The sequence below is a fragment of the Nocardia sp. NPDC051463 genome, assembly GCF_040681975.1.
GTDB lineage: Bacteria > Actinomycetota > Actinomycetes > Mycobacteriales > Mycobacteriaceae > Nocardia.
In genome coordinates, this window is the sequence record NZ_JBFBAB010000013.1 from 151,829 (window position 1) to 176,568 (window position 24,740).

The following is a 24,740-nucleotide window of genomic DNA, read 5'->3' on the forward strand; positions in this document are numbered from 1 at the left end:
CACCGTCACGAGGCGTGGGTGTTGTTCGGCCTGCGGCCAAGGGGGGTGCCACTGTCCCGGTGCCCGGCCGGCTTGGCGCGGTACATCGCCAGGTCCGCGTCGTGCAGGACCGCTTCCGGTGTGCGGTGGTCGCCCGGGGTGAGCTCGGTAGCGCCGATCGAGGCGTTCACCTCGATGCGGTGTCCACGCGCGATGATCGGCTCGGCCATGGACGAGCGCAGCCGAGCCACCAGCGTGTCGATGTCGACCCGCCGCGCCGGTCCGGAAAGCAGCACGAGAAATTCGTCGCCGCCGAGCCTGCCGACCAGGTCGTCGCCGCGCAGCGCGCGCTGCAGCCGCTGTGCCACGATCTGCAGCACAGTGTCGCCGATCGCGTGGCCGAGAGTGTCGTTGATCGCCTTGAATCCGTCCAGGTCGATGAACAGCACGGTCGACACCGGCAGTGTCTCGCTGGTCGCGAGCGCGCCTGCGAGCTGGGAAAGGATCAGCGAGCGGTTGGCAAGTCCGGTCAGCGAGTCGTGGGTGGCCTGGTACTCCAGTTGCCTTCTGCTGGCGCGGAAATCGGTGATGTCGGCGAAGGAGGATACGGCAGGGGAGGCCGGGTCGCCGGGGTTGAGCAGCCTGCTGCTTCCGGACAACCAGCGCCGCTGTCCGTCGTGGCGGTCGACGCCGAAGACGTAGCCGGTGATGGTTTCGCCGGTGGCGAGGGTCCGCGCGATCGGGTGGCGGGTCGCGGGCAATGGCTGCGCGTTGGCATCCAGCAGCAGCAGTGGCAGTTCGTCGATCGTCGCGCCGATGAGATCGCGGGTGCGTTCGTCGGCGGCGAAGATCCGCCTGGCGGCCGGATTGGCCGATTCGATGCGGCCGTTGCGGTCGATCACCACCACGCCCTCCTCCAGTTGGGAGACGACGGTGGTGAAGTATTGCTCGGCGCGCCGCTGTGCCTCCTCTGCGGCGCGCTGCGTGGTCAGGTCGTGTACAACCACCTGGTAGGCGAGATGGTCGTGCCAAGCGGTGAGTACAGAGACCGTTTCGACGGGGACGGTGCCGCCGTCGAGACGTATGAGTGTCAATTCGGCGCGATCGGAGGCGTCGCCGGAATCGGTCAGCGTGCTGATGCGCTCGATCATGCCGAGTACCGAATGCGGATGGACGAACTGGGTGAGCGGCTTGCCGATCACGTCGTCGATGCAGTCGGCGGCAAGCATCCGCGCCATGGCCGGGTTGACGTAGACGACGGTGCCACGCGCGTGCACACAGATGCCGTCGGGGGTGTGCTCGACCAGGGACTGGTAGCGCTGCGTCAGTTGCTCGGCCGCCCTTGCGCCGTCTGCCTTGTCCTCACCCACTCGAACCCCCGATCGTCGACCCAATCATGGTCATTGGAACATGGGATTATTCTGACTTCGAGGTGTACAAGATCACACCGTCGACGCTATTGCTTCGATCACAGTTCGGGCACTTCATCGGGCCTTATCTGATGATCATTACAAACCCGATTCTCCGCGCATATCTCGAGCCGACGTGCTGGTCGGCCCGCAGGACCGGCGAAGGAGCGAACCGATGCCTGGCTCAGCCGCGCAGACCGAAGCGCAATATCAAGATCATATGACGGTCGCCGGAATCGGGGCGGTCAGCGGGTACGGCTGGGGCCGCGAGACCCTGTGGGAGGGGTTGCTCAGCGGAAAGTCGGCAGCGAACCTGCAACCCGGTTACGGCCGCGACCGTGACGAGCACGCGTGGGCGTCGTTGGTGCCCGACGGCGGCGATTACTCGGTGAGCAACAGTCGCTACGGGCGCGCCATACACGAGTCGGCGCGAGAGGCGATCGCCGATGCGACAGCGCGCGGCTGGCGGCCGGGACGCACCGTCGGCGTGCTACACGCGATCGTGCTCGGTGACGTCACCAACTGGCGTGACTTCTACCTCGTCGACCACGGTCACCGCCGCTCGCGTGACTACATGCGACTACTTCCCTCGACTCCGATCTCGGTACTGCAGCAGGAATTCGGCTTCCACGGTCCGGCGATGAATATCTCGGCGGCGTGTAGTTCGGCGAATGTCGCGCTGATCACTGCGAGGCTGTGGCTGGATGCGGGCGTCGCCGACGACGTGATCTGCGTCGCCACCGATATGTCCGCGACACCCGACATGGTCGAGCACTTCGTCCGTCTCGGCGCCGCGGTCGATGATGCCGAACCGCTGGATGCCTGCCGTCCCTTTCAGACGGGTAGCCGCGGCTTCAGCATGGGTGAGGCATCGGTGGCGTTCGTGCTGAGCCGTTCGGTGCGGCGCCCGTACGTGGCGATGTTGGGCGGCGGTATGACCAACGATGCGTACCACGTGGTTTCGGTGGATCCCGGCCACGATCAGATCTTCGACTGCGCGCGGAGGGCGTTGGCCGATGCCGATGTCACCCCCGCGGATATCCGGTATTTCAACGCGCACGGCACCGGGACCGAACAATGCGATGTCGCCGAGCGGCATCTGCTCACGCACCTGTTCGGTGACCGCCCGCACGTCTATGCGGTGAAACCACTCGCGGGCCACTGCCAAGGCGCCGCCGCCGCGGTCGAGGTGGCCGCGGCGGCGCTGGGATACGAGCGGGGCGTCGTGCCCGCCGCACCGATCGTCGCGCCCGCTCACGAGCGGTTGCTCGACGGCCCCACGGAGTTCGAGGGTGGTATCACGGCGAAGTTGTCGCTCGGCATGGGCGGCAACAACTCGATGGTGGTGCTCGGGCCGGTGTGAGCCCGGCTCATGGCAATGGCACCGACCAGCTGAGGCGGGTCCCCGGTAGCCGATCGTCCGGTTCGTCTGTGCGGCGGATATCGGGCCCGATGGTGAACTGTCCGTCCGACTTCTCGGCCCGCTGCTCCAGATTGCGCAACCCACTACGGATCACGTGATTGGGTATGCCCCAACCGTTGTCGGTCACCACGATGGTCAGATCATCGGCCACGCCGATTTCCACCGCCACCAGATCGCCGCCGGAGTGCCGCACCGCGTTGCTGACCGCTTCGCGCACCACCGCCTCGGCGTGATCGGCGAGCTCGGCTTCCAGCACCGACAGCGGCCCGCTCACCTGAATGGTCGCCCGCAGTTCGGTGTCGGCGGTCTGCTGCCGGATCGCCGCCTCGATCCGCTGCTGCAGCCCGGTGCTCTGGCCGCCGCTGTGCAGGTCGAAGATCGAGGTGCGGATCTCCTGAACGACCTCCTGCAGATCGTTGATCACGTTGGCCAGACGCTCGCGCACGCCGGGAGCCTCGGCCCGTGGCACCGCGCCCTGCAGGGTGAGCCCGATCGCGAAGAGCCGCTGGATCACGTGGTCGTGCAGGTCGCGCGCGATGCGGTCGCGGTCGGCGAGGATGTCGAGATCGCGCATGCGGCGCTGGGTGTCGGCCAGTTGCATGGCCAGCGCTGCCTGATCGGTGAACGCGGCGGTCAGCTCGACCAGTTCGTCCGGGTAGGGCGCGGAGCCAGCTGGGCGCACCGCGACCAGCGTGCCGAGGGTGGCATCGGGCGTGCACAACGGCAGGATCAGCACAGGTCCGACATTCGGCAGCGGCGCGCCGAGATCGACCTGCGCGGCATCGTCGAAGCGCAGCGGTGTGCGTCGGGTGAAGGCTTCGCCGAGCGCGGTGCCCTCGGTGTGCACGGTCCATCCGTCATGGCCCGCGCTCGGCCCGGACCACTGCGTGATCGACAACTCGGTCACCTCGCCGAGCCTGCTGTCCGCCCCTGCGGCGCTGGCCAGGAAGGACTGGTGTGAGCCGGTGAGGGTGCGGGCGTGATCGACCACATGGGCGAGCACCAGGTCGGGTTCGGTGCCGGCCAGAAATTCGGTGGCGATGTCTCTGGTCGCCTCGATCCACGCCTGCCGAGTGCGGGCGGATTCGTAGAGCCTGGCGTTGTCCACCGCGATGCCCGCCGCAGCGGCCAAGGCCTGGACGAGCACATCGTCGTCCTCGGTGAACGGGTGTCCGCCCGCTTTCTCGGTGAGGTACAGGCTGCCGAAGATCTCGTCGCGGATGCGCACGGGGACGCCGAGGAAGGTGTGCATCGGGGGGTGGTGCGGCGGAAACCCCACCGATGCACGATGATTCGACAATTTGTCCAGGCGAAGCGGTCTCGGTTGGTTGAACACGACGCCGAGCACACCGTGTCCGGCGGGCAGCCTGCCGATCCGGTCGCGGGTTTCGTCGTCCATGCCCTCATCGATGAACTGGGTCACCTGCTGATCGTGGCCGCGCACCGCGAGCGCACCGTAGCGGGCGTCGACGAGGCTGGTCGCGGTATGCACGATGGTCCGTAGGGTCTCGTCGAGATCGAGTCCGGAGGTGACCGCGAGCATCGCCTCGACAAGACCATCCATCCGGTCGCGTGAATCGATGATCGACTCGACGCGTTCGCTGACCTCGGAGATCAGTTCCCGAAGCCGAAGTTGCGACAACGTGTCGCGCACCGAATACGGGCCGCTGCCGTTTTCTTCGGTCATCTCGGCTTCCTGTCCATGCGGGCGCGTCACAGCGCTGTCGCCAGTCTAGTTGGCCGATCGAGGACTTTCGGCTCTGTTCACCGTGACCTTACGGTGATGAGGTGGGCGCACCGGGAATAGAAAGTAGGGGTGTCCTATGAATTCGTCGGAGCTGGTGAGAGCGTCGAAACTGGTGGGCGAGACCGATTTGGTCGGTCGGCCGGAGCTCAGGGGCGGGCCGAAATCGGTCGGCAGGTCGGCATTGCGCGGCAGGACCGAGGTGTTGCGTTCGACCGAGTTGTGGGCGACTGCGGCCGATCCGGAGCTCGCGGTGACGACGTGTGGTGCGGTGCCTGCCGCGGACGTGACACGAGCCGTGCGGGCGATCGGTCGGGTGTTGCGCCGCCATCACGTCGATTCGGCGGCGCGGGTGCGGGTCACGGTGCCGCCCGATGGCACCGAACCGACACTGGTGCAGGCGAACATCCGCTTCCACGACACGCCGACGCGGGTGCAGGTCACCGGTCCGCGCGGATTCGCCGTCACCTTCGCCGTCGAACGGCTGGACCGGCAGATCGCCAGGCTGGCCACCAGTCAGGCGCGCCCTTTTCCCGATCCGGCTCGTCCACCGCTGGCCAGGGTCACCGAGCCGCGCCCTATCGTGCGCAGGAAGCTCTGCGCGCTTTTGACCGGAACACCGGCCGAGGCGACGGCGGTGCTGGACGCAATGGACTACGACGCTTACCTGTTCACCGACTCGGAAACCGGTGAGGACGCGATCGTGCACTGGGAGGAGTCGCTGGGCGTGCGGCTGTCGCGACAGCACGAGACGGCCGCGCCGCAGGCGGCGGCCGAGGTGGCTTTGACGGTGAATTCGCTTCCGCTCACCGTGCATACGGAACCGACGCCCGCGGTGAGCGAGGACGAGGCGGCGGCTCGGTTGTGTCGCGGGGGATTGCCGTTCTTGTTCTTCACCGATCCGGGTAGCGGTCGCGGCCGACTGCTCTATCGCCGATACGATGGCGATCTCACGATCGTGGTTCCGGCGGGCACCGAGTAGCGGGTAGGTCTTCGCCTAGTTGTCGCGGAGTTTGGTGGCCAGCACCGCGGCCTGAGTGCGGCGTTCCATGCCCAGCTTGGCCAACAGTCGGGACACGTAATTCTTGACGGTCTTCTCCGCCAGGAACATTCGCGCCGCGATCTGACGATTGGTCAACCCTTCGCCGAGCAGCGCGAGCAGTCTGCGTTCTTGTTCGGTGAGTCCGGCCAGCGGCCCGTCGTTCTCGGTGCTGCTGTGCAAGCGCGCTTTGAGCGCGGCGGCCGCGCGGTTGTCCAGCAGCGAGCGGCCCGCGCCGACTTCCTTGATGGCCTCGGCCAACTCCATGCCCTTGATGTTCTTGACGACGTATCCGCTCGCGCCGGCGAGAATCGCGTCGAGCATGGCGTGCTCGTCGGTGTAAGAGGTGAGGATCAGGCAGCGCAGGCCCTCGATATCGGCGAGCAGATCGCGGCACAGTTCGATGCCGTTGCCGTCGGGCAGTCGCACGTCGAGCACCGCGACGTCGGGCCGCAGCGCGTGGATGCCGCTCATGGCCTGCGCGACATCACCCGCCTCACCGATGACCGTGAGTTCGGGGTCGCTGTCCAACAGGTCGATGAGACCGCGGCGGACGATCTCGTGGTCGTCGACGAGGAACACCTTGATCACGCCGTCTTCTCCTCGCCCGCGGGATTTCCCGCGCCCCTGCTCGGTGGGGCTAGTACGCCCCGTTGTGCCACCCGCTCAAGGTAACTCGCCGGACGCGCGTTGGGGAGAGCGGAGCACGATTCGGCGACACTGGATTTCAGCAGTATTCAGGCCGACAGCGCAGCTGACCCTGATCGGGGCGCGGACACTGGATCCGCTGTCTGCCCGCCGCGCAGAGCCGAGCATCGGTAGGGTGTAGGTGTGAGCAGCCCCTGGGGGGAAGGTGCGGGTCCGGGTGAGCCCGGAGCGGTCGAGGCAGGCGTCACCCTCGTCGAGGGCTCGACATTTTGTATCAGTGAATCCGGTGGCGGCATAAGCCCGCATCGCCAAGAGGGATTGTTCGTCCGCGATACCAGAGTGCTTTCGCGATGGCGGCTCACGATCGATGGTGTGCTGCCACAGCCCCTGACCGTTCAGTACGCCGACCCCTATAGCGCGACCATACTGGCCAGGACGGCGCCGCACCCCGGCCGCGCCGACAGCACGGCGTTGGTGATCGTCGGGCGTCATGTCGGCGACGGCATGCGCGATGACCTGACTGTGCGCAATCTGTCCGGCGAACCCGTCCGCTGCGTAGTGGCGCTGGAAGTCGACGCCGATTTCGCGCACCTGTTCGAGGTGAAGGACGGCAGGACCGGTGGCGGCGCTGTCACCAGCAGCAGCTCCGTCGACGGAGCCATCGAGATCACCAGGGCCGATCTGCGGGTGGGTGTCACCGTCGCCGCGGCGGGCGCTACCGCGTGTGATCGCGAATTGCGTTGGGAGGTAGCCCTTCCCGGGCGTGGCGAGTGGACGGCGTGCATCCAGTACCGGCCCGCGCTCGGCGCGGATCCGGTGCCGCCGCGGTATGCGTGTGGCAGTTCTGTCTCGCTCAGCGAGCCAGCGCAGCGCTTGCGCGACTGGTACGAGAATTCACCCACCGTGCACACCAACGACGAAACCCTCGACGCGGTGTTGCAGCGCGCCGTCACCGATCTCGGGGCCTTGCGAATCTTCGATCCCGGCCATCCCCAGCGGGCGGTGGTCGCCGCGGGTGCCCCCTGGTTCATGGCGCTGTTCGGCCGCGACTCGCTGCTCACCTCGTGGATGGTGTTGCCGCTGGATCGTCGGCTCGCCGTCGGCACGCTACAGAGTCTGGCGGGATTGCAGGGCAACGAGATTCGTTCGGCCACCGAGGAACAGCCCGGCCGGATTCCGCACGAGGTGCGCTTCGGGCGGGCTTCGACCCTGCTGCTCGGCGGCGACACCGTTTACTACGGCACCGCCGACGCCACGCCGCTGTTCGTGATGCTGCTCGGCGAGCTGCATCGCTGGGGGCTCGATACCGGGACCCGCGACGAGCTGCTGCCACACGCCGATCGGGCGTTGGACTGGATCGAGGACTACGGCGATGCCGACGGTGACGGTTTCGTCGAGTACCAGCGGTCCGGCGAACACGGGCTGGCCAACCAGGGCTGGAAGGACTCCTGGGACGGCGTGAATTTCATCGACGGCAGCCTGCCCGCCGCGCCGATCGCGCTTGCCGAGGTGCAGGGCTATGTCTACGCGGCCTACCTGGCACGGGCGGCGCTCGCGCTCGATGCGGGCGACCATGCCACCGCGGAGCGATTCCGCGCGAAGGCAGGCCGCTTGAAGGCCGCCTTCAACAAGGCATTCTGGCTGCCGGAACACGGCTGGTATGCCATCGGGCTCGATCGGGACAAGCGGCCGATCGATGCGTTGACCTCCAATATCGGACACTGCCTGTGGACCGGGATCGTCGATGACGACAAGGCGGGCCTGGTCGCCGACCGCCTGCTCGCGCCCGAAATGTTCACCGGGTGGGGCATCCGGACGCTCGCGACGACCATGGGCGCCTACAACCCGGTCAGTTACCACAACGGCTCGGTATGGCCGCACGACAACGCCATCTGCGCCGCTGGGCTGATGCGTTACGGGTACACCGAGCAGGCGAACCGGGTGATCGATGGGATGCTGGATGCGTCGAGCCGGTTCGGGCATCGGCTGCCCGAGTTGTTCTGCGGCTTCGATCGCACCGAGTTCGCGGCGCCGGTGCCCTATCCGACATCGTGCTCGCCGCAGGCATGGGCGGCCGCGGCGCCGCTGCTGTTCCTACGCAGTATGTTGCGACTGGAGCCGGGCAGTGGTGGTTCGGCAGGAACGGGCCCGGCCTCGATCGCGCCCGCGGTGCCGGACCGGTATCTGCCACTGCGGGTCAACGGTCTGCGAGTGGGCTCGGATGTGCTGACGGTCACCGTCGACAAGGATGGCTGGCAGTTACTCGGACTGTCCGGCGAGCGGCCTCGATCAGGGCGCTGACCTGGGGGGGGAACCAGCCCGGTCCGGCGCTCGGCGAAACTTGTCGGTGGGCGGGCCTAGCATGGCGGCGGGGGCACGTCTGAACACGTCTGAACACGTCTGAACACGGAGAAGGGACACCTGGTGGCGGAACGCCTCACTGTGCGCGGAGCGCGGGAGCACAACCTGAAGGGGGTCGACCTCGATCTGCCCCGCGACAGCCTCATCGTGTTCACCGGACTGTCGGGCTCGGGCAAATCGAGCCTGGCCTTCGACACGATCTTCGCCGAGGGCCAGCGCCGGTACGTGGAGTCGCTGTCCGCCTACGCACGCCAGTTCCTCGGGCAGATGGACAAGCCGGACGTCGACTTCATCGAGGGTCTCTCACCCGCGGTGTCCATCGACCAGAAGTCGACCAACCGCAACCCACGCTCGACCGTCGGCACCATCACCGAGGTCTACGACTATCTGCGCCTGCTCTACGCACGTGCGGGCACGCCGCACTGCCCGGTGTGCGGCGAGCTGATCGCCAAGCAGTCGCCACAGCAGATCGTCGACCAGGTGCTCGCCATGGAAGAGGGCATCAAGTTCCAGGTCCTCGCGCCGGTGGTGCGCACCCGCAAGGGCGAATTCGTCGACCTGTTCGATCAGCTGAACACCCAGGGGTACTCCCGGGTCCGGGTCGACGGTGTCGTCCATCCGCTGTCGGATCCGCCGAAACTGAAGAAGCAGGAGAAGCACGACGTCGAGGTCGTGGTCGATCGGCTCTCGGTCAAGCCGAATTCCAAGCAACGGCTCACCGATTCGATCGAGACGGCGCTGCGCCTGGCCGACGGCATCGTGGTGCTCGATTTCGTCGATCGCGACGAACACGCGCACGACCGCGAGCGACGCTTCTCCGAGCGCCTGGCCTGCCCCAACGGGCATCCGCTCGATATCGAGGACCTGGAGCCGAGGTCGTTCTCGTTCAACTCGCCCTACGGCGCCTGCCCGGACTGCACCGGTCTCGGCATCCGCAAGGAGGTCGACCCGGATCTGGTGGTGCCCGACCCGGAACTGAGCCTGGCCGCCGGTGCGATCGCGCCGTGGTCGCGCGGCCAGACTGCCGAATACTTCAACAGGCTGCTGTCGGGCCTGGCCGAATCCGTCGGCTTCTCCATGGACACGCCGTGGCAGGACCTGCCGCTCAAGGCGCGCAAGGCGGTGCTGGAGGGCAGCTCCGATCAGGTGCACGTCTCCTACACCAACCGCTACGGCAGGAAGCGTTCGTACTACGCCGATTTCGAGGGTGTGATGCCGTTCCTGCAGCGGCGTATGGAGAGCACCGAGTCCGAGCAGATGAAGGAGCACTACGACGGGTACATGCGCGATGTGCCGTGCCCGGTCTGCAACGGCGCCCGGCTGCGCCCGGAGATTCTCGCGGTCACCATCGCCGCGGGCGGCGAGCGGAAGTCCATCGCGGAGGTCAGCGAGTTGTCCATCGCCGACTGCGCCGACTTCCTGAATTCGCTGACCCTCGGTGAGCGGGAGACCGCGATCGCCGGGCAGGTGCTCAAGGAGGTGCAGGCTCGGCTCGGGTTCCTGCTCGATGTCGGATTGCAGTACCTGTCGCTGTCGCGGGCGGCGGCCACGCTTTCCGGCGGTGAGGCGCAGCGCATTCGGTTGGCGACCCAGATCGGTTCCGGCCTCGTCGGTGTGCTCTACGTGCTCGACGAGCCCTCGATCGGACTGCACCAGCGCGACAATCGTCGCCTCATCGAAACCCTCACGCGGCTACGTAATCTGGGCAACACCCTCATCGTGGTCGAGCACGACGAGGACACCATCAGGGCCTCGGACTGGGTCGTCGACATCGGCCCGCTGGCGGGCGAACACGGTGGCACGGTGGTGCACAGCGGTCCGTACCAGGAGCTGCTCACCGAACCGAATTCGCTGACCGGCGCCTACCTTTCGGGCAGGGAACGGATCGAGGTGCCGATGGTGCGGCGTCCGGTCAGCAAGAAGCGTCAGCTCACCGTGGTCGGTGCGAACGAGCACAACCTGCGTGGGATCGACGTCAGCTTCCCGCTCGGCGTGCTCACCTCGGTGACAGGCGTGTCCGGCTCCGGCAAGTCCACCCTGGTCAACGACATCATGGCGACCGTGCTCGCGAACAAGCTCAACGGTGCGCGACAGGTGCCGGGCAGGCACACCAGGATCAATGGTCTCGACGATCTGGACAAACTTGTGCAGGTGGACCAGTCACCGATCGGCCGCACGCCGCGCTCGAACCCGGCCACCTACACGGGTGTATTCGACAAGATCAGGACGTTGTTCGCGGCGACCACCGAGGCGAAGGTACGTGGCTACCAGCCGGGTCGATTCTCCTTCAACGTGAAGGGCGGTCGCTGCGAGGCGTGCTCGGGCGACGGCACGTTGAAGATCGAGATGAACTTCCTGCCGGATGTGTATGTGCCGTGCGAGGTGTGCCATGGGGCGCGCTACAACCGCGAAACCCTCGAGGTTCATTACAAAGGCAAGACCATCGCCGAAGTGCTGGACATGTCGATCGAGGAGGGCGCCGAATTCTTCGAGCCGATCACCTCGATCCACCGCTACCTCAAGACACTGGTGGACGTGGGCCTCGGCTACGTGCGTCTCGGCCAGTCCGCGCCCACCCTGTCCGGCGGTGAGGCACAGCGCGTGAAGCTGGCCGCCGAGTTGCAGAAGCGTTCCACCGGTCGCACCGTCTACATTCTCGACGAGCCGACCACCGGCCTGCACTTCGAAGACATCCGCAAGCTGCTGCTCGTCATCAACGGTCTGGTCGACAAGGGCAACACCGTCATCGTCATCGAACACAATCTGGACGTCATCAAGACCTCGGACTGGGTGATCGACATGGGCCCCGAAGGTGGCTCCGGCGGCGGCACTGTGGTGGCCGAAGGCACTCCGGAAGATGTTGCGGCCGTTATCGACAGCTACACCGGGCAGTTCCTGCGGCACGTCCTGACCGATGCCACGGCGCCGAAGGCTCCGGCCAAGAAAGCCGCGCGGAAAACCCCGACCAAGGCCGCCGCGGCCAAGGAAGCGTCGAGCAAGGCCGCGCCGACCAAAACCACGCCGACCAAAACCACGCCGACCAAAGCCACGACAACCAAGATCGCCGCCCCGAGCGCGGCCGCCAAACGCGCCTCGCGCAAGGCCGCCGCACTGCGCTGAGGATCCGGCGTCCCGAGGAGAGTGAAACGCCGGCAACGAGCCGTCGTTTCACTTTCCTCGAACCGCAACCAGTGGCGAACATATGTAGATCAGCGGTTCGCGACGGTATCGATCAGGTCGGCGAGTTCCTTGTGCTTCGACCACATCGGCCAGTGGCCGGTGGGGAGGTCGATGTATTCGGCATCGATGCGAGCCAGTTCCGAGAACAGCGGCTCCTGCGCGGCGTCGCGGAGTTGCTTGACCAGGTCGGCGGTGATGCTGTTACAGATCACTGTCGTCGGAATGGCAAGGCGGGCTGCGGAATCGCTTAATTGCAAGGGGCGAGCTGCGACGCCCGCGGGCTCGGATACCGCGCGCTCGCGGAATCTGGCCAGCATCGCGTCATCCAGGCCCGTGATGCTGGCACCGTCGGCCTGCATCTGATCCCAGTCCGGCAACGCGAGTTCGCGGACCGCGTCATCGAGGGCTGAGTTGAGGATGAATCCGTTGGGCAGCGGCGCGGTGTCCACATAGATCGCCCGGCTGAACCGCTCGGTCGCGATATCGGTGGCGAGATAGGCGGGCGCGGCGCCGCCCGAATGGCTCACCAGCACCGCCGTTTCCGTCGGCGCGACCGCATCGAGAATCGCCTGCGCCTGCATCTCCAGCGTGGCCTGCAGCCGATCGTCGTCAGCTGGATCGAGCCCGGGCAGGGTCAGCGCGAGCACCTCGTTTCCCCGACTGCGAAGGTCGTCGGCGACTTCGTCCCATGCCCACGCACCGAGCCAGAATCCGGGAATCAGAAGTATGCGTGCCATCCACCGAGCATCGCATGCCATACGTCGTCGATGACAATTCACCGATCTCGCCGACCGCGCGAGATTTCAACCTGAACAGGATATTTCGCCACTCGTCGCAGTCTGATCAGGTGACGTCGGTCGCTCGGCGCTGCGTGCGGGCAAGGATGAGATCGGCCAGTTCCTCGGGCCCGGGGAACATCGGCCAGTGGCCGGGCGACAGTTCGAGGGAGTCGGCATCGATGCGGGCGAGCTCGTCGAACATCGTCGGCGTGTCCGCATTACGCATCTGCCCGGCGACGGCGGCGGTGAAGCTCCTGCAGATACTCGAGGGCCCGACAGCCGGACCGGATCAGGCGCATTCATCCCAAGGGGCGTGAGCGCCGCTACCTCGTCGCCGCGCTGCCGCCGCGACGTCGCCCACGCCACAATCCTGGAATCAGAACTAGTCATGCCGCCATGCCGCGAAGACCCGCACCATACTGCCCGACCTGGTCGATCGATTCTCGGAGCCGACGCAGCCGCTTGGTGAATACCGGGCTTCGAGGTGCAACAAGTTGGGCGTCCCGACGGGAAGATCGAGGGTGAGTTGATCGATCCCGACGACCCGAGTTCAGGATTCATCGCAGCTTCGACCCACCCGAACAGGCTTCCGGTCGCGGACGTATCCCAAGGATTTCGCTCGGCGGCGATCGACTGGCCACCTGAGCGGGCATCGTGGCCGGTGCTTACTCGAACAACGTTGCTCTATCAGGGGTGTCGCGGTGAACCGAACCACCGAATCAGCGCGTCATGCAGGCGATCCGCGTTGCCGCGTCCGGCCTCGTTCGCGACCCAGGCCACGTAGCCATCCGGTCGGATCAACAGTGCCGCAGGGGCATCTGGACCGGCTGCGGTGACGATGTCGACCCGGTCGACCCAGCCGTGCGCGGCGTCGGCGAACTCGGTGCCTGTGGTCAGGTCGATCAGCACCGGGCGGGCTTTGTGCAGTAGGTCGGCGACTCGCCGCCTGCCGTGCGAGGTTTCGATGACCAGTTCCGGGGCCAATCGTCCGGCGAGATGATGGCTGTCGCCCACGTCGTAGCGAACGTCGGATCCGGCCAGTAGATGCGCGAGGTGTGCGACGTTGTCGGGCGATTCGAGCAGTTCACCGAGCAGCGTGCGCAGCGCGGTGATCTCGGGACCGGGCGCCATCAAGGTGGTCTGGGCGAGCGACTGCATCATGACGCGTTCGCCGACCGGGTAGCGTTCGGTCTGGTAGCTGTCGAGCAGACGCGGTGGGGCCCAGCCGTTGATGTGCCCGGCGAGTTTCCAGCCGAGATTGGCCGCGTCCTGCAGTCCGAGATTGAGCCCGGGCCCGCCCATCGCGGAGTGCACATGGGCGGAATCACCGACCAGAAATACATTGCCGTCGCGGTAGCGCTCGGCTTGGCGGGTGTTCTGAGTGTCCATCCTGCGAAGCGCGTGCGGGCCGGCACCGGTGGGCGGTTGGATCGGCAGCTCGACACCGAGGACTCGGCGCGCGCTTGCACGCAGCTCATCCAGCGTCATCGGGATGTTCTCCTGGACCGGCTCGGCGTCGAACTCCATGGTTGCGATGAGCGGCCTGCCGGGGTCGAGCTCGGCGAAGATGAATCCACCGCGCGCGAGGCGATTGTGCCCGGCCGGCAGTCGGCCGAATCCCGGAACCTCGAGGCCGCCGTCGGCCGAGCGCAGCTCCGCGGGCAGACTCACATGCGCCATCCGAGTCAGTGTGGTGGCGAATGTTGTTCCGGGGAAGTCGATTCCGGTGCGCTTGCGGACAAAGCTCTTGCCGCCATCGGCCCCGATCAAGAATGAGGTTGTCAGCTCGTAGTGCCACTCAGGGCCCGCCACGCCGACCGTGACACGGCCGTCCTGTTGAGTCAGTTCGGTCAGTTCATGCCCCCACCTGATGTCCACGCCGAGCCCCAGCGCCCGCTTTTCCAGTAGCCGCACCAGTCTGGGCTGGGGGAGCAGCATTGCGTACATCGGATTGTCTTGCAGCGCAGCGAAAGACATCGGTATCCCGCTGAATCCATATCCGGGAATCGGCTGCGGCGCACCGGGCGCGCCGCCGAACTCGTGGTACAGGCCGCGCATATCGAGTAGCCGAATCACTTGGCCGACAAGGCCGTTGGCCTTCGGCTCGGCGCTCGGCTCGGTGAGTTTGTCGAGCACGATCGGGCGCACACCGGCCAAAGCGAGCTCGCAGGCGAGCATGAGCCCGTTCGGTCCGGCACCGGAAACGACAACGTCGACAGATATTTCGGGCATGACGAATACACCTCTTTGTGGCTGGTTTCGTGTACTGCGGTTCTTGCTGTGCGGTGCGGTCAGCCGCTGATAGCAGGTTCGGGTAGTCCGGCGGCGACCTGTTCGATGCCGCGGCGTAGGAGAGTGGTGAGTAGCAGCGGCGGATCGGCGTGTATGTATGTCTCCGTCGCGGCCTGGTAGACGCCGCCGAGTACGCCCGCGACCAATCGCGGATAGAGGTCACGCTCGGGGTCGGTGCCGGTGCGTTCCGCGATTACCTCGACCCAGTCGTCGAATACGCCTTTCGACACCGCGATTCGGGTCTCCGGCGCATCGAGCAGTTCACGAACCATCGATAGTTGTTCGGTGGTCGGCGCCGCGGCCCCGACACCGTCGGCCTCCAACGGCTCCAGCACCGCCGCGCCGATCGCGCTCCAGAGCGGTTCGCCCGCTGGACGATTCCGCAGCGCGATCAGGCTGCGCTGGATCCGCTCGATCTGCCGATAGGCCAGTGCTTCGTACTTGCCGGTGAAGTAGTTGTTGAAGGTGCGCACCGACACACCCGCTCGCGCCGCGATGTCGTCGCGCGTCACGTTCCCGAGACCGCGCTCCATGGCCAGCTCGAGCGCGGCGTCACTCAAAGCTTTGCGGGTGTCGAGCTTCTTGCGTTCCCGCAGGCCGAGTACCTGTTCTTGCGGCATGGCATCAGCGTACCGATAAAAATGCCCGACGGGCAAGATTTCCCGTCGGGCAAATTTTTGAAGTGCTGGATCAGTAGACCGGGCCGGTGTATTTCTCGCCGGGACCCTTGCCCGGCTCGTCGGGATGCGCGGAGGATTCCCGGAAGGCGCGCTGCAAAGACTGCAGGCCGTCGCGGTAGGGGCCTGCGTGCGGGCCGAAGTACTCGACAGAGGAGGTGACCAGGCCGGCGAGGGCGGTGATCAGGCGTCGGGCCTCGTCGAGATCACGGTGCGGACTGGTGTCCGGGTCTGCGTCGCCGAGCCCGAGCTTCTCCGCCGCCGCACTCATCAGCATCATCGCGGCGCGGCTGATCACCTCGACCGCCGGGATGTCGGCCAGTTCGCGGACGGTGGTGTCGGGCTGTTCAGTCATGGGATCAGGCTAGCGAGGCCGCCCGCGGCAGTCGGAGCTGGCCGATCGCGGCGGCGTTCTTCGCGAGGTCGGCGTTGACCCAGTCGGCCAGGTGTGCCATTGTCGGCGCCGCGTCGGCAGGCCATGGATACCTGGAGGGCTGGTCCGGGTCGCCCTCGGTGAGCCTGTTCAGTGCGCTTATCCGGTCCGCGTGTAGGCCGCGCAGCCACGACAGCGTGGCCGCGCCGTCGCCGGGTCGGAAGACCTCGGTCCTGTCCGGCGCTGTGCGCCCTGCGACATGATCGAAGCGATCAGGTCGGGTCGGCCTGCCGGCACAACAGGTCGAGGTGTGAGATTTCCATCGCGGGAGAGTGTCGCGGGGGCCCGACCCGACCCGGACACGCGATCAACGGGACGATTCGGCGATAGCGAGCGGGAATGTTAGACTTCTCGCCGACGACCGCCCTTGGCTTGCCTCGGGCTGATAAGTGGAGCCCGACTCCCACCGTTGCCGACGAGCAATCGTACAGGTCACACGGTCCGGTCACCCGCCCTTCCGGGGCGGGTTTCTTGTGCAGGATGCTTGCGCGGAGAGTGATTCGCCGCGCAGGAGCTGAGAAGCACAGGGGTCGACGCGAGCGCCGTTGGCGCGCGATGTCGGTGGCCGGTCGACTCGGGCCCCGTTGCGGAGAAATACCGCACCGGGGCTTTTGTGTTGAAGAAGGGGTTGCATTTATTGCACGCGGTTGTCAGACGACATCGCTTGACCTAGGAGGCCCCATCAGCACTGAGACCCGCATCAACGATCGCATCCGTGTTCCCGAGGTTCGACTCATCGGACCCGGCGGTGAACAGGTTGGGATCGTGCGTGTTGAAGATGCACTACGCGTCGCCCTCGAGGCCGATCTTGATCTGGTCGAGGTGGCTCCGGACGCTCGTCCACCGGTCTGCAAGATCATGGACTACGGCAAGTTCAAGTACGAGACGGCGCAGAAGGCGCGCGAGTCTCGGAAGAACCAGGTGCAGACCGTCATCAAGGAGCAGAAGCTCCGCCCCAAGATCGATGACCACGACTACGAGACCAAGAAGCGCAACGTTGTTCGCTTCCTCGAGGCCGGGTCCAAGGTCAAGGTGACGATCATGTTCCGTGGCCGTGAGCAGTCGCGCCCCGAGCTGGGCTTCCGACTGTTGCAGCGGTTGGCCTCCGACGTCGCCGAGCTCGGTTTCGTCGAGACTTCCGCGAAGCAGGACGGTCGCAATATGACTATGGTCCTCGCGCCCCACAAGGGTGCGAAGACGCGTGTGAAGGCGCAGGAAGAGTCGGCGGCCCGGTCGCAGCCTGCCCCGCGCCCTGCTGCGCCCGCCGCAGACACGCAAGTCGCCCCCGCGGCGGCGGCCCCCGCGGCACCGGCCGAGTCGGCCGAGTCGCAGTAACAACGATCAGCACCGGCGGTCCGCGCAGGACCGCCGGTACGACATAGATAGAGGAATCCATGCCGAAGATGAAGAGCCACAGCGGCGCGTCGAAGCGGTTCAAGGTGAGCGGTCGCGGCAAGCTGCTGCGCCAGCAGGCCAACCGTCGCCACCTGCTCGAGCACAAGTCCACTCGTCGGACTCGTCGTCTGGATGGCACGGAGTCCGTCGCGTCCGTTGACGTCCCCCGCGTCAAGCGGCTGCTCGGTCTCTGAGACCAGCAGCATCCGCGATCCGGATTCCGGACGCCGACCACCGACCAACACCCGGGCGCACGCAGACGCCCCCTAGATCGACAAAGGACTGACCCATGGCACGCGTCAAAAGGGCCGTCAACGCTCAGAAGAAGCGTCGTTCCATCCTCGAGGCCTCCAAGGGCTACCGCGGACAGCGCTCGCGCCTGTACCGCAAGGCCAAGGAACAGCAGCTGCACTCGCTCACCTACGCCTACCGGGACCGCCGGGCGCGCAAGGGTGACTTCCGCAAGCTGTGGATCGCCCGCATCAACGCCGCGGCGCGCCTCAACGACATCACCTACAACCGCTTCATCCAGGGCCTGAAGGCTGCCGGTGTCGAGGTCGACCGCAAGATCCTCGCCGAGCTCGCTGTCTCCGACGCCGAGGCGTTCGCCGGCCTGGTCGCGGTGGCCAAGGCCGCCCTCCCTCAGGACGTCAACGCCCCGGCTGCCTGATTCGCCGCTGCGTGACGACACAGCATTCGGAACGACCCGTGGACGCGCTCTCCGAGCGCAATCCGCGGGTCGTTTCCGCTGTCAAGCTCCATCGTTCGGTTGCCCGCCGTAAGAGCGGACTGTTCCTCGCCGAGGGAGCGAATTCGGTCGCGGCCGCGCTGGATACGCGGCGGGTGCGGGAGCTGTTCTATTCGAACGGTGCCGCGGTGCGCGAACACGAACTGGTGGCCTCGGCCGTCGGCCTGGGGGTGCGGACCACGCTGGTGAGTGACCGGGCCGCGCAGCATCTCGGTGAAACCGTCACCGCCCCTGGGCTTGTCGCGGTATGCGAGCTGATCGACGTGCCGCTCGACGAGGTGCTGGAGGCGGGTCCGCGGATGCTGGCCGTGCCGGTCGAGATCGCCGAACCGGGTAACGCGGGCACGCTGATTCGGGTGGTCGACGCGGTGGGCGCCGATGGTGTGGTACTGGCGGGGGAGACCGTCGACCCGCACAACGGAAAGTGTGTGCGCGCGAGCGCGGGCAGCCTGTTCCATGTGCCGATCGCTCGTAGCCGGGATGTCGGGGAAACCCTGGATGCCCTTGCGGCAATGGGGATCACGATCCTGGCCACCGCTGCCGATGGTGAGGTCGACCTCGACGATGCCGACGATTTGTTCACCGGCCCGGTCGCCTGGCTGTTCGGCAACGAGGCCCACGGGTTGGACCCGGCCGTCGCCGCACGCGCAGACCACCGCGTCCGGATCCCCATTCGAGGCCGGGCGGAGAGCCTGAACCTGGCCACGGCGGCGTCGATCTGCCTCTACGCGAACTCCCGCGTCCGCTACGCGAACTAACCAAGCCGATCCGGTCGCGCACAGTTCGTTGTTGCCGCGCACAGGGTCGTCGCGCACCGCGGTTCGGGCGAGAGTCGGCTGGTTCTCGAGCGGTTCGGGTACCGACACGGTCGGCGCGGGGATGCTGGTCGCGACGGGGGCGCCCGAACGGTTCGGCGAGTTCAGTGTGTCTGCGCTGATGGCGAATACACCGAGTGCGCACACTCCGACGAAGCCGCCGGCGTTCCACAGGATCAGCGCATTGTTGCTCTCGCGCGGCGGCCGAAATCCAGCGGCTGGGTAAGGCCGGGGTGGGTAGCCGGGCGGGATAGTCAGGGTGGTTCCTCGATCCGAGGGCGCCGGGACTTCGCGTCCCGGCGCCCAGGTTCAGCTAATTCAGCGCGACGCGCCCGCCGCGGAGAACGTCGAGTCGTGGAACTCGACCGCGGCGGGCACGGTGCCTCGGGGCACATCGAAAACAAGGGTGATCGACACCTTGTCTGGATGACTTCGCGTTGCGTCTGTTCCTTCAGGATGTCATTGGTGCCGATCACCCGTCACTGGCTCTTCTACTCCGGAAACCGAAAACGAGAACTTCCCGTCAATCCGGAGATGTGCTGCTGATCGCGGTCAGATCGGCACCGGATTCGACGTACATACGTGTCAGCGCGTACGTCGAGCGGGCGATTCGGGCGCCGACTCTCGGCGGGGTCGGAAACGGATCGCTGCCGAGTGCAACCTCTAGTGTGATCGGCGCCCGCGCAGTTGGAGCCGCCGCGCTGGCGGCGTCGCTCTGGTCGGTTCTGGCGGCGGAGTACTGCTCCAGGGTCTTACTGGTCATATGGCACCGTGGCAGGACTGGCACTCGTACCTGCGCTTCTTCCGGCGTCGTGGATCGCTGGCGTTGAGGCCAGTGGAGACGAGCCAGCTCGGCGTCAGACCGGGGTGAAGTATCGGCGCTTGCCGTGGAAGCATCGAGTCGTCGGCATCCGGATCGATTGTTCGCGCAGGTCGTTGCGGTGTCGGAGGGGACGGATGGACGGATTACCTAATCGAATCCGAAGGTGTCGGCGGTGGACATCCGTTCTCCTCTCGGGCGGTTGCGGGCACGACGAATCACGGCATGAGGCCGGGTATTGAGTGAGGTCTGTTGGGAGACAGAGTCTTTGGCTGCTCCGTAATTTGGTTGGTTCGCCGACAATGCAATGAAGGCGTGTTTAGACGTCTGACACAAAGTGATTGACGTTGTTTTCGTGGAAATAGGCTGCATCGACGGTGCCCTAACTGCCGCTTTGTTGAAAACATCGTCAACCTGCCGCCGTGTTATCTTGAGCTACGACCTCCTCCGAGTGGTAGCTGGTCGAGAGGAGGCTCATGTCGGACTTAACGCCCGCAGTCGCCGCGGCGGAGATCGCCCGGCTGGCCGGCGTCACCCGTGCGACCGTCAGCAACTGGCGGCGTCGGCATGCCGATTTCCCAGCGCCGGTGTCCGGCGGAACCGAATCTCGGCCGGTGTTCCACCTCGGTGAGGTGCAGGAATGGCTGCGCGACCGCGGTGTACGGTCCGCTGACTCACCTGTCCAACGGTTGCGTGCAGTTCTCCGCGCCGAGGTGGATCCCGCCGAAGTGCCCGCATTGATGAAAGTCGTGAGCGATCGGGGCATTGCCGATGGCACTGCGGTGCACGCCGCGATACATGATGTCGTCGGGGATGCGGGGATCAAGGCGACATTGGATGTGCTCGCCGAACGTGGGCTGGATGCGGAGCCGAGCACAGGCGTCTATCCAACGGAGCTGCCGGTCGCCGCGTTGATGGCCGACCTCCTTGCGGCCGCTTCCTCGCCAAAACCGCAGAGCATTCTCGATCCTGCCTGCGGCAGCGGCGCCCTGCTGACCGAGGCTGCGCGGATCGGCGCCTCAACCCTCGCAGGGCAGGACGTGCTGGCCGTCCAGGCTGCCCGCTCAGCCGCCCTGTTGCATGCGGAGCTTCCTGGCGTCGGTGTCGAGATCCGCACCGGCGATAGCCTTCTGTCCGATGCGTTCCCCGGCGAGGAGTTCGACGCGATCTTGTCGAACCCCCCATATGCGCAACGTGATTGGGGCGCCGACCAACTGGCCCTCGACCTCCGGTGGGAGTACTCGGTTCCCCCGCGGGGCGAATCTGAACTGGCTTGGGTCCAACATGCCATTTCCCACCTACACCCCGGCGGCACAGGGATCATTCTGCTGCCGCCGGCCGTCGCCTCGCGCACATCCGGGCGACGGATCCGGATGGAACTGCTACGCGCAAATGCGCTGCGTGCTGTCATCGCGCTCCCGCCTGGAGCATCGACCCCCAAACAGGTAGGCCTACAGATCTGGGTGCTCCGCCGCCCAGATTCCGCGGCTACGTCCGAGTTCGTTCTGTTCACCGACACCGCTAGAGTCCGCGACTCGGGCGGGAGTCAATCTGATTGGCAAGCCTTGGCCGAGCGAGTAACCGACACTTGGCGTGCATTCGACCACGGTGACATGGAAGCCGCCACAATTGCTGGATTCACCGCCGTGGTTCGCATCATGGATGTGCTCGACGACGACATCGACCTCGCTCCGGCCCGTCGAGTCCGCGCCGCCATCGACCCGGACAGCGTCGCTGCCTCCGCCCACGTCGCCATCGAGCTCCTCGGCGGCCACCTGGCTGAACTCCGCACTGTTGCCGAGACGGTCGAGCGATGGTCCCCGGGGGGCAACCTTGCCCTGCGGACGGCCACCGTCGGTGACCTCGAACGAGGTGGTGTTGTCCACCTCGTCCCACTGACGGCAGAAGATCAGGCCGTGGGTTCGCCTCAGCGCCCAGTACTTTCCGGCCGTGACCTACTCGCCGGCTGGGGACCGTCCGGTCTCACCGGCCCCGGCGTCCATGTCTCCACCGAGGTGATCCGCGAGGGCGACATCCTGGTCTCGCGTTTTCGCGACGACCATGGTGCCTCACCGGGTGCTCGGGTGGCGGAAGGGGTCGACGTAGGGGCAGTTCCCGGAGTAGGCGTGATCGTTTTTCGTGCCGATCCCACCCGATTGGACCCCTGGTTCTTCGCCGGCTTCATCGGCAGCCCCGACAACTCGGCCGCGATGTTCGGCGCGACGACCATCCGGATCGAACCCACCCGCTTGCGGATTCCGATTCTGCGGCTCGAAGATCAGAAGCCATATGCCGAGGCGTTCCGTCGGCTGCACCTGTTGCGTGTGGCGGCGGCGCGGACCGCTGATGCGGCGCGGCGAGCGGCGGAGTTGATCGGAACGGGCTTGACGGCGGGGGCGATCGAACCGCTGAGGTAAGTCCTCGGCTATCACGGGCGGGCCGATCGGTCGTCGAAACTTCCAGTCAATCGGTCAGATAGGCGACCCACAGGTGGTCGCGAGGGCGCTTTTGGCGACGAGAAGTTGTCTGGCGAGCATATCGGCCCGGTCCTGTCCCCCAGGCGAGCTGTGTCGGATCGGCGGGCGGCTCTTCGGTGATGTAGAAGACCGCAGCAAAGCCCATCCCTTTGGCGCGCCGAACGGTGCCGACCTCGATCGGACCGCCCTGGCTGCCATCGTAATGTTCCCGCGAGATCGCCGGGACCCCTGCGCGGCGCAGGACTTTGCGATTCGTGTTATGCCAGCAGGTCCGATACCTGCCCACTCCAGGTCACCACCAGCTGGTCACGCGCGCGGCTGGCCGCGACGTAGAGGAGAGATCGTTCGCGCTGCTCGGCCTCGTCGCGTTCCTCCGCAGGCACATCGCGCACACTTTGTTGTGGTGGCACATGCTCCTGGTCGATGCCGACGAGCACCACACACCGGAATTCCATCCCTTTGGAACGGTGCATCGTCAGCACCGCCACCTGGCTCGCGGTCGGCAGTGCGTCGCCGAGAACCTCTGCGGCGACACCACGCTCGTTGAGCGCGCGTACCAGGAAGTCCCGTTCTCGAGCGGTGCGGGCGAGTACCGCGATTTCACCCGGGCTGATACCGTCCTCGTCGGTCCAGGCGGTGACCTGGTCGGCGACGGCCTGTAGCTCGTCGGCGGCGGAATCGCAACAGATAAGTGCCGGGGCAGGCCCTAGTCGTGCGGAGGTGTAGCCGGCAGTGGATTCCTCGCCCTCCTCGAGGTCGTGGTAGGTCGTTCCTTCGAGAATGCTGACGGCGAAGTGCAGGTTCTGAGCTGTGGTGCGGTAATTGTGGGTGAGCTTGCCGTTGCGGCCCCCGCGGATATTGATCCCGAGCCTGCTGAGCACTACAGGCTGACCGTAGATGCGCTGGTGGGAGTCCTCGGCTATAAACAGGTCGTTGGGACCTTCGGCTACGAGGGCGCGCAGCAGCGTCCAGTGCGTGGCATGCAGATCCTGAGCCTCATCGACGATCACATGGTCGGCAACGCGCTGCCCGGTGGATTCGGCGCGCAACTGCAGATCTGCCGTGGCGAGGGCAAGCACCTCTGGAAAACTCAAACGACAAGCGACTCGGCCCAGCTTCCGGAAACGGGTGATTATCTGCCACACCGCAATTCTCTGGGGGCGGCTGAGCCGGACGCCGCGGCCGGCTCGCGGAACCTTCAGGTACTGCGCCTGCGTGGTCACCTGGTTGCCGAGCACCACGTTGACGTATTCGGTCGACAAGAACGAGGTCTGGGCGAGACGGCGGTCGAGGTTGTGCTCCGCTGATGAGATTGCTTCCGCCCAGCCGATATCGGGCGAAACTGGTTGGCCCGAGCGGGCTGGTGTATCGGCGCCGAACACAATCCGAAAGGCAGAGTCGAGATCGGTGGTGCTGCGGAGATGAGCAGCTGCGAGCCCATCGATCCCGGTGACGTAGACGCCGCGCTCACCTGGCCGGACGGCGAGCGTGATCGTCGGATCCAGGGCCACCAGACTGTCGCGAAGCCCCTGCGCGAGGGTCTTGTTGAAGGTTGTCAGCACAATCCGTGCGCCGGGGTTCTGCCTGGCGAGGTGATGTGCACGATGTAAGGCGACAATGGTCTTACCTGTTCCCGCGCCACCGGATAAGCGGAAGGCGCCGCGCTGATCCTGCTCCACGAACCGGCGCTGGTTGGGATGCAGGAAGGTTCGCCAGGCGGTGAAATCAACGCCTTCGATTACTCGACGCAGCTCGTCGTTGTCGTCGACCAGGGTGAACTGCATCCTGCTGGCCGGATGAGTCAGGGCAGCCAGGATCTGCTCGTTTTCGTCGAGAACCGGTTCCGGATACGGCTCCGCCAAGCCCAGGGCATTACGGATGTCATCTATGGAACGCCCCACCGCCAGTTCGAGGATCGCGTTCTGCTGCCAGGCGACCTCGGCCGCCTGCGCCACGGTGAACACGCCATCCTGATCCTGGGCGCTGAGCACTTCAGCGGCCAAGTCCGTGTCGAGGCCGAGACGGTCCGTCAGTTGTTCGAGGGTGTAGCCCGCGCCGGCCAGGTAGCCAAGCGTCGGCTGTGCCGCTGCCTGGCCGGATGAACGGGGGACGTCCGGCCGCTTTCCGCCTCCGTCGAGCTGGCTGACAATACTTTCGAGGACGCCATTGATCGGGTTGACCCGCAATGTCGCCTTCTCGGCGACCTTGTTGGCGACGTCGTGTTTCCACGTGCCTAGGTAGATGTAGGTCGGCTCGCCGAACCGGTCGTCGACACGGAACATGACGGCCCGATAGTTCAGGTCGACCCGTCCGGTACGCACATGGGTGTCGAGGGCTCCGCGCAGCGGCTCGATATGCAGGCCGGGTGCGGTGTCGTCAGCGCGCAGCTTGTCGAAGAAGTCGCAGACTTTGTCCTTGATCGACCCGTCGATCTTCGGCATCGTCTTGTTATTCGCCAGGACAAGATTGGCCACCCCACACCCCACTTCGTTCGGTCAGCGTCGGCCACCGGCGCTATGGG

At 66.1% G+C, this 24,740-nt stretch carries 19 protein-coding genes; 9 read left to right on the plus strand and 10 right to left on the minus strand.

Annotation, left to right across the window (positions count from 1 at the left end; all coding sequences use genetic code 11):
* Window positions 1-5 precede the first annotated feature (5 nt).
* Window positions 6-1,349 carry a diguanylate cyclase gene (locus AB0M74_RS19125; protein WP_366527584.1) on the minus strand — a complete coding sequence of 448 codons (1,344 nt, stop codon included), beginning with the start codon at window positions 1,347-1,349 and terminating at the stop codon, window positions 6-8.
* Between the two features lie 214 nt (window positions 1,350-1,563).
* On the opposite strand from AB0M74_RS19125, the gene AB0M74_RS19130 reads away from it, so the two are divergent.
* Window positions 1,564-2,751 carry a beta-ketoacyl synthase N-terminal-like domain-containing protein gene (locus tag AB0M74_RS19130; protein ID WP_366527585.1) on the plus strand — a complete coding sequence of 396 codons (1,188 nt, stop codon included), beginning with the start codon at window positions 1,564-1,566 and terminating at the stop codon, window positions 2,749-2,751.
* A gap of 7 nt (window positions 2,752-2,758) precedes the next feature.
* Here the strand turns inward: AB0M74_RS19130 and AB0M74_RS19135 are convergent, their stop codons facing one another.
* Complete coding sequence (locus AB0M74_RS19135; protein ID WP_366527586.1) at window positions 2,759-4,498, minus strand: GAF domain-containing sensor histidine kinase; 1,740 nt, start codon at window positions 4,496-4,498, stop codon at window positions 2,759-2,761.
* A gap of 172 nt (window positions 4,499-4,670) precedes the next feature.
* Between AB0M74_RS19135 and AB0M74_RS19140 the strand changes: the two genes are divergently transcribed.
* On the plus strand, window positions 4,671-5,537 hold the full coding sequence (locus AB0M74_RS19140; protein ID WP_366527587.1) for a sigma 54 modulation/S30EA ribosomal C-terminal domain-containing protein: 867 nt from the start codon (window positions 4,671-4,673) through the stop codon (window positions 5,535-5,537).
* A gap of 15 nt (window positions 5,538-5,552) precedes the next feature.
* On the opposite strand, the gene AB0M74_RS19145 is transcribed toward AB0M74_RS19140, so the two are convergent.
* A complete protein-coding gene (locus AB0M74_RS19145; protein WP_366527588.1) occupies window positions 5,553-6,185 on the minus strand; it encodes a response regulator transcription factor in 633 nt (210 codons plus the stop codon).
* A 240-nt stretch (window positions 6,186-6,425) separates the two neighbouring features.
* Between AB0M74_RS19145 and AB0M74_RS19150 the strand changes: the two genes are divergently transcribed.
* Complete coding sequence (locus AB0M74_RS19150; RefSeq protein ID WP_366527589.1) at window positions 6,426-8,543, plus strand: glycogen debranching N-terminal domain-containing protein; 2,118 nt, start codon at window positions 6,426-6,428, stop codon at window positions 8,541-8,543.
* A 123-nt stretch (window positions 8,544-8,666) separates the two neighbouring features.
* Window positions 8,667-11,723, plus strand: coding sequence for an excinuclease ABC subunit UvrA (uvrA, locus tag AB0M74_RS19155; protein WP_366527590.1), 3,057 nt, complete (start codon window positions 8,667-8,669; stop codon window positions 11,721-11,723).
* 89 nt (window positions 11,724-11,812) lie between these two features.
* On the opposite strand, the gene AB0M74_RS19160 is transcribed toward uvrA, so the two are convergent.
* The 5 genes from AB0M74_RS19160 to AB0M74_RS19180 form a co-directional block, all read right to left on the minus strand.
* Entirely contained in the window at window positions 11,813-12,520 is a 708-nt protein-coding gene (locus AB0M74_RS19160; RefSeq protein ID WP_366527591.1) for an alpha/beta hydrolase, read from the minus strand.
* Window positions 12,521-12,626: 106 nt separating this feature from the next.
* Window positions 12,627-12,764 carry a hypothetical protein gene (locus AB0M74_RS19165; protein WP_366527592.1) on the minus strand — a complete coding sequence of 46 codons (138 nt, stop codon included), beginning with the start codon at window positions 12,762-12,764 and terminating at the stop codon, window positions 12,627-12,629.
* A 485-nt stretch (window positions 12,765-13,249) separates the two neighbouring features.
* A complete protein-coding gene (locus AB0M74_RS19170) occupies window positions 13,250-14,794 on the minus strand; it encodes an FAD-dependent monooxygenase (RefSeq protein WP_366527593.1) in 1,545 nt (514 codons plus the stop codon).
* A gap of 59 nt (window positions 14,795-14,853) precedes the next feature.
* Window positions 14,854-15,474: a TetR/AcrR family transcriptional regulator gene (locus tag AB0M74_RS19175; protein ID WP_366527594.1), complete on the minus strand. Its 621-nt coding sequence runs from the start codon at window positions 15,472-15,474 to the stop codon at window positions 14,854-14,856.
* 70 nt (window positions 15,475-15,544) lie between these two features.
* The gene (locus AB0M74_RS19180) at window positions 15,545-15,886 is read right to left on the minus strand and encodes a recombinase RecA (protein ID WP_328411700.1); all 342 of its coding nucleotides are present in this window, start codon (window positions 15,884-15,886) and stop codon (window positions 15,545-15,547) included.
* A 714-nt stretch (window positions 15,887-16,600) separates the two neighbouring features.
* On the opposite strand from AB0M74_RS19180, the gene infC reads away from it, so the two are divergent.
* From infC to AB0M74_RS19200, 4 genes are all read left to right on the plus strand, one after another.
* On the plus strand, window positions 16,601-17,299 hold the full coding sequence (infC, locus tag AB0M74_RS19185) for a translation initiation factor IF-3 (protein WP_366527608.1): 699 nt from the start codon (window positions 16,601-16,603) through the stop codon (window positions 17,297-17,299).
* A gap of 59 nt (window positions 17,300-17,358) precedes the next feature.
* Window positions 17,359-17,553 (plus strand): 50S ribosomal protein L35, encoded by a 195-nt coding sequence (gene rpmI / locus AB0M74_RS19190; protein WP_328411703.1) that lies wholly within the window; start codon window positions 17,359-17,361, stop codon window positions 17,551-17,553.
* Window positions 17,554-17,648: 95 nt separating this feature from the next.
* On the plus strand, window positions 17,649-18,029 hold the full coding sequence (gene rplT, locus AB0M74_RS19195; RefSeq protein ID WP_014983432.1) for a 50S ribosomal protein L20: 381 nt from the start codon (window positions 17,649-17,651) through the stop codon (window positions 18,027-18,029).
* Between the two features lie 38 nt (window positions 18,030-18,067).
* Window positions 18,068-18,865 (plus strand): RNA methyltransferase, encoded by a 798-nt coding sequence (locus AB0M74_RS19200; protein WP_366527595.1) that lies wholly within the window; start codon window positions 18,068-18,070, stop codon window positions 18,863-18,865.
* A gap of 580 nt (window positions 18,866-19,445) precedes the next feature.
* On the opposite strand, the gene AB0M74_RS19205 is transcribed toward AB0M74_RS19200, so the two are convergent.
* Window positions 19,446-19,685 (minus strand): hypothetical protein, encoded by a 240-nt coding sequence (locus tag AB0M74_RS19205; protein ID WP_366527596.1) that lies wholly within the window; start codon window positions 19,683-19,685, stop codon window positions 19,446-19,448.
* Between the two features lie 533 nt (window positions 19,686-20,218).
* On the opposite strand from AB0M74_RS19205, the gene AB0M74_RS19210 reads away from it, so the two are divergent.
* A complete protein-coding gene (locus tag AB0M74_RS19210; RefSeq protein ID WP_366527597.1) occupies window positions 20,219-22,159 on the plus strand; it encodes an N-6 DNA methylase in 1,941 nt (646 codons plus the stop codon).
* Between the two features lie 317 nt (window positions 22,160-22,476).
* Here AB0M74_RS19210 and AB0M74_RS19215 read toward each other — a convergent pair whose 3' ends face one another.
* Entirely contained in the window at window positions 22,477-24,693 is a 2,217-nt protein-coding gene (locus tag AB0M74_RS19215) for a 3'-5' exonuclease (protein WP_366527598.1), read from the minus strand.
* Window positions 24,694-24,740 lie beyond the last annotated feature (47 nt).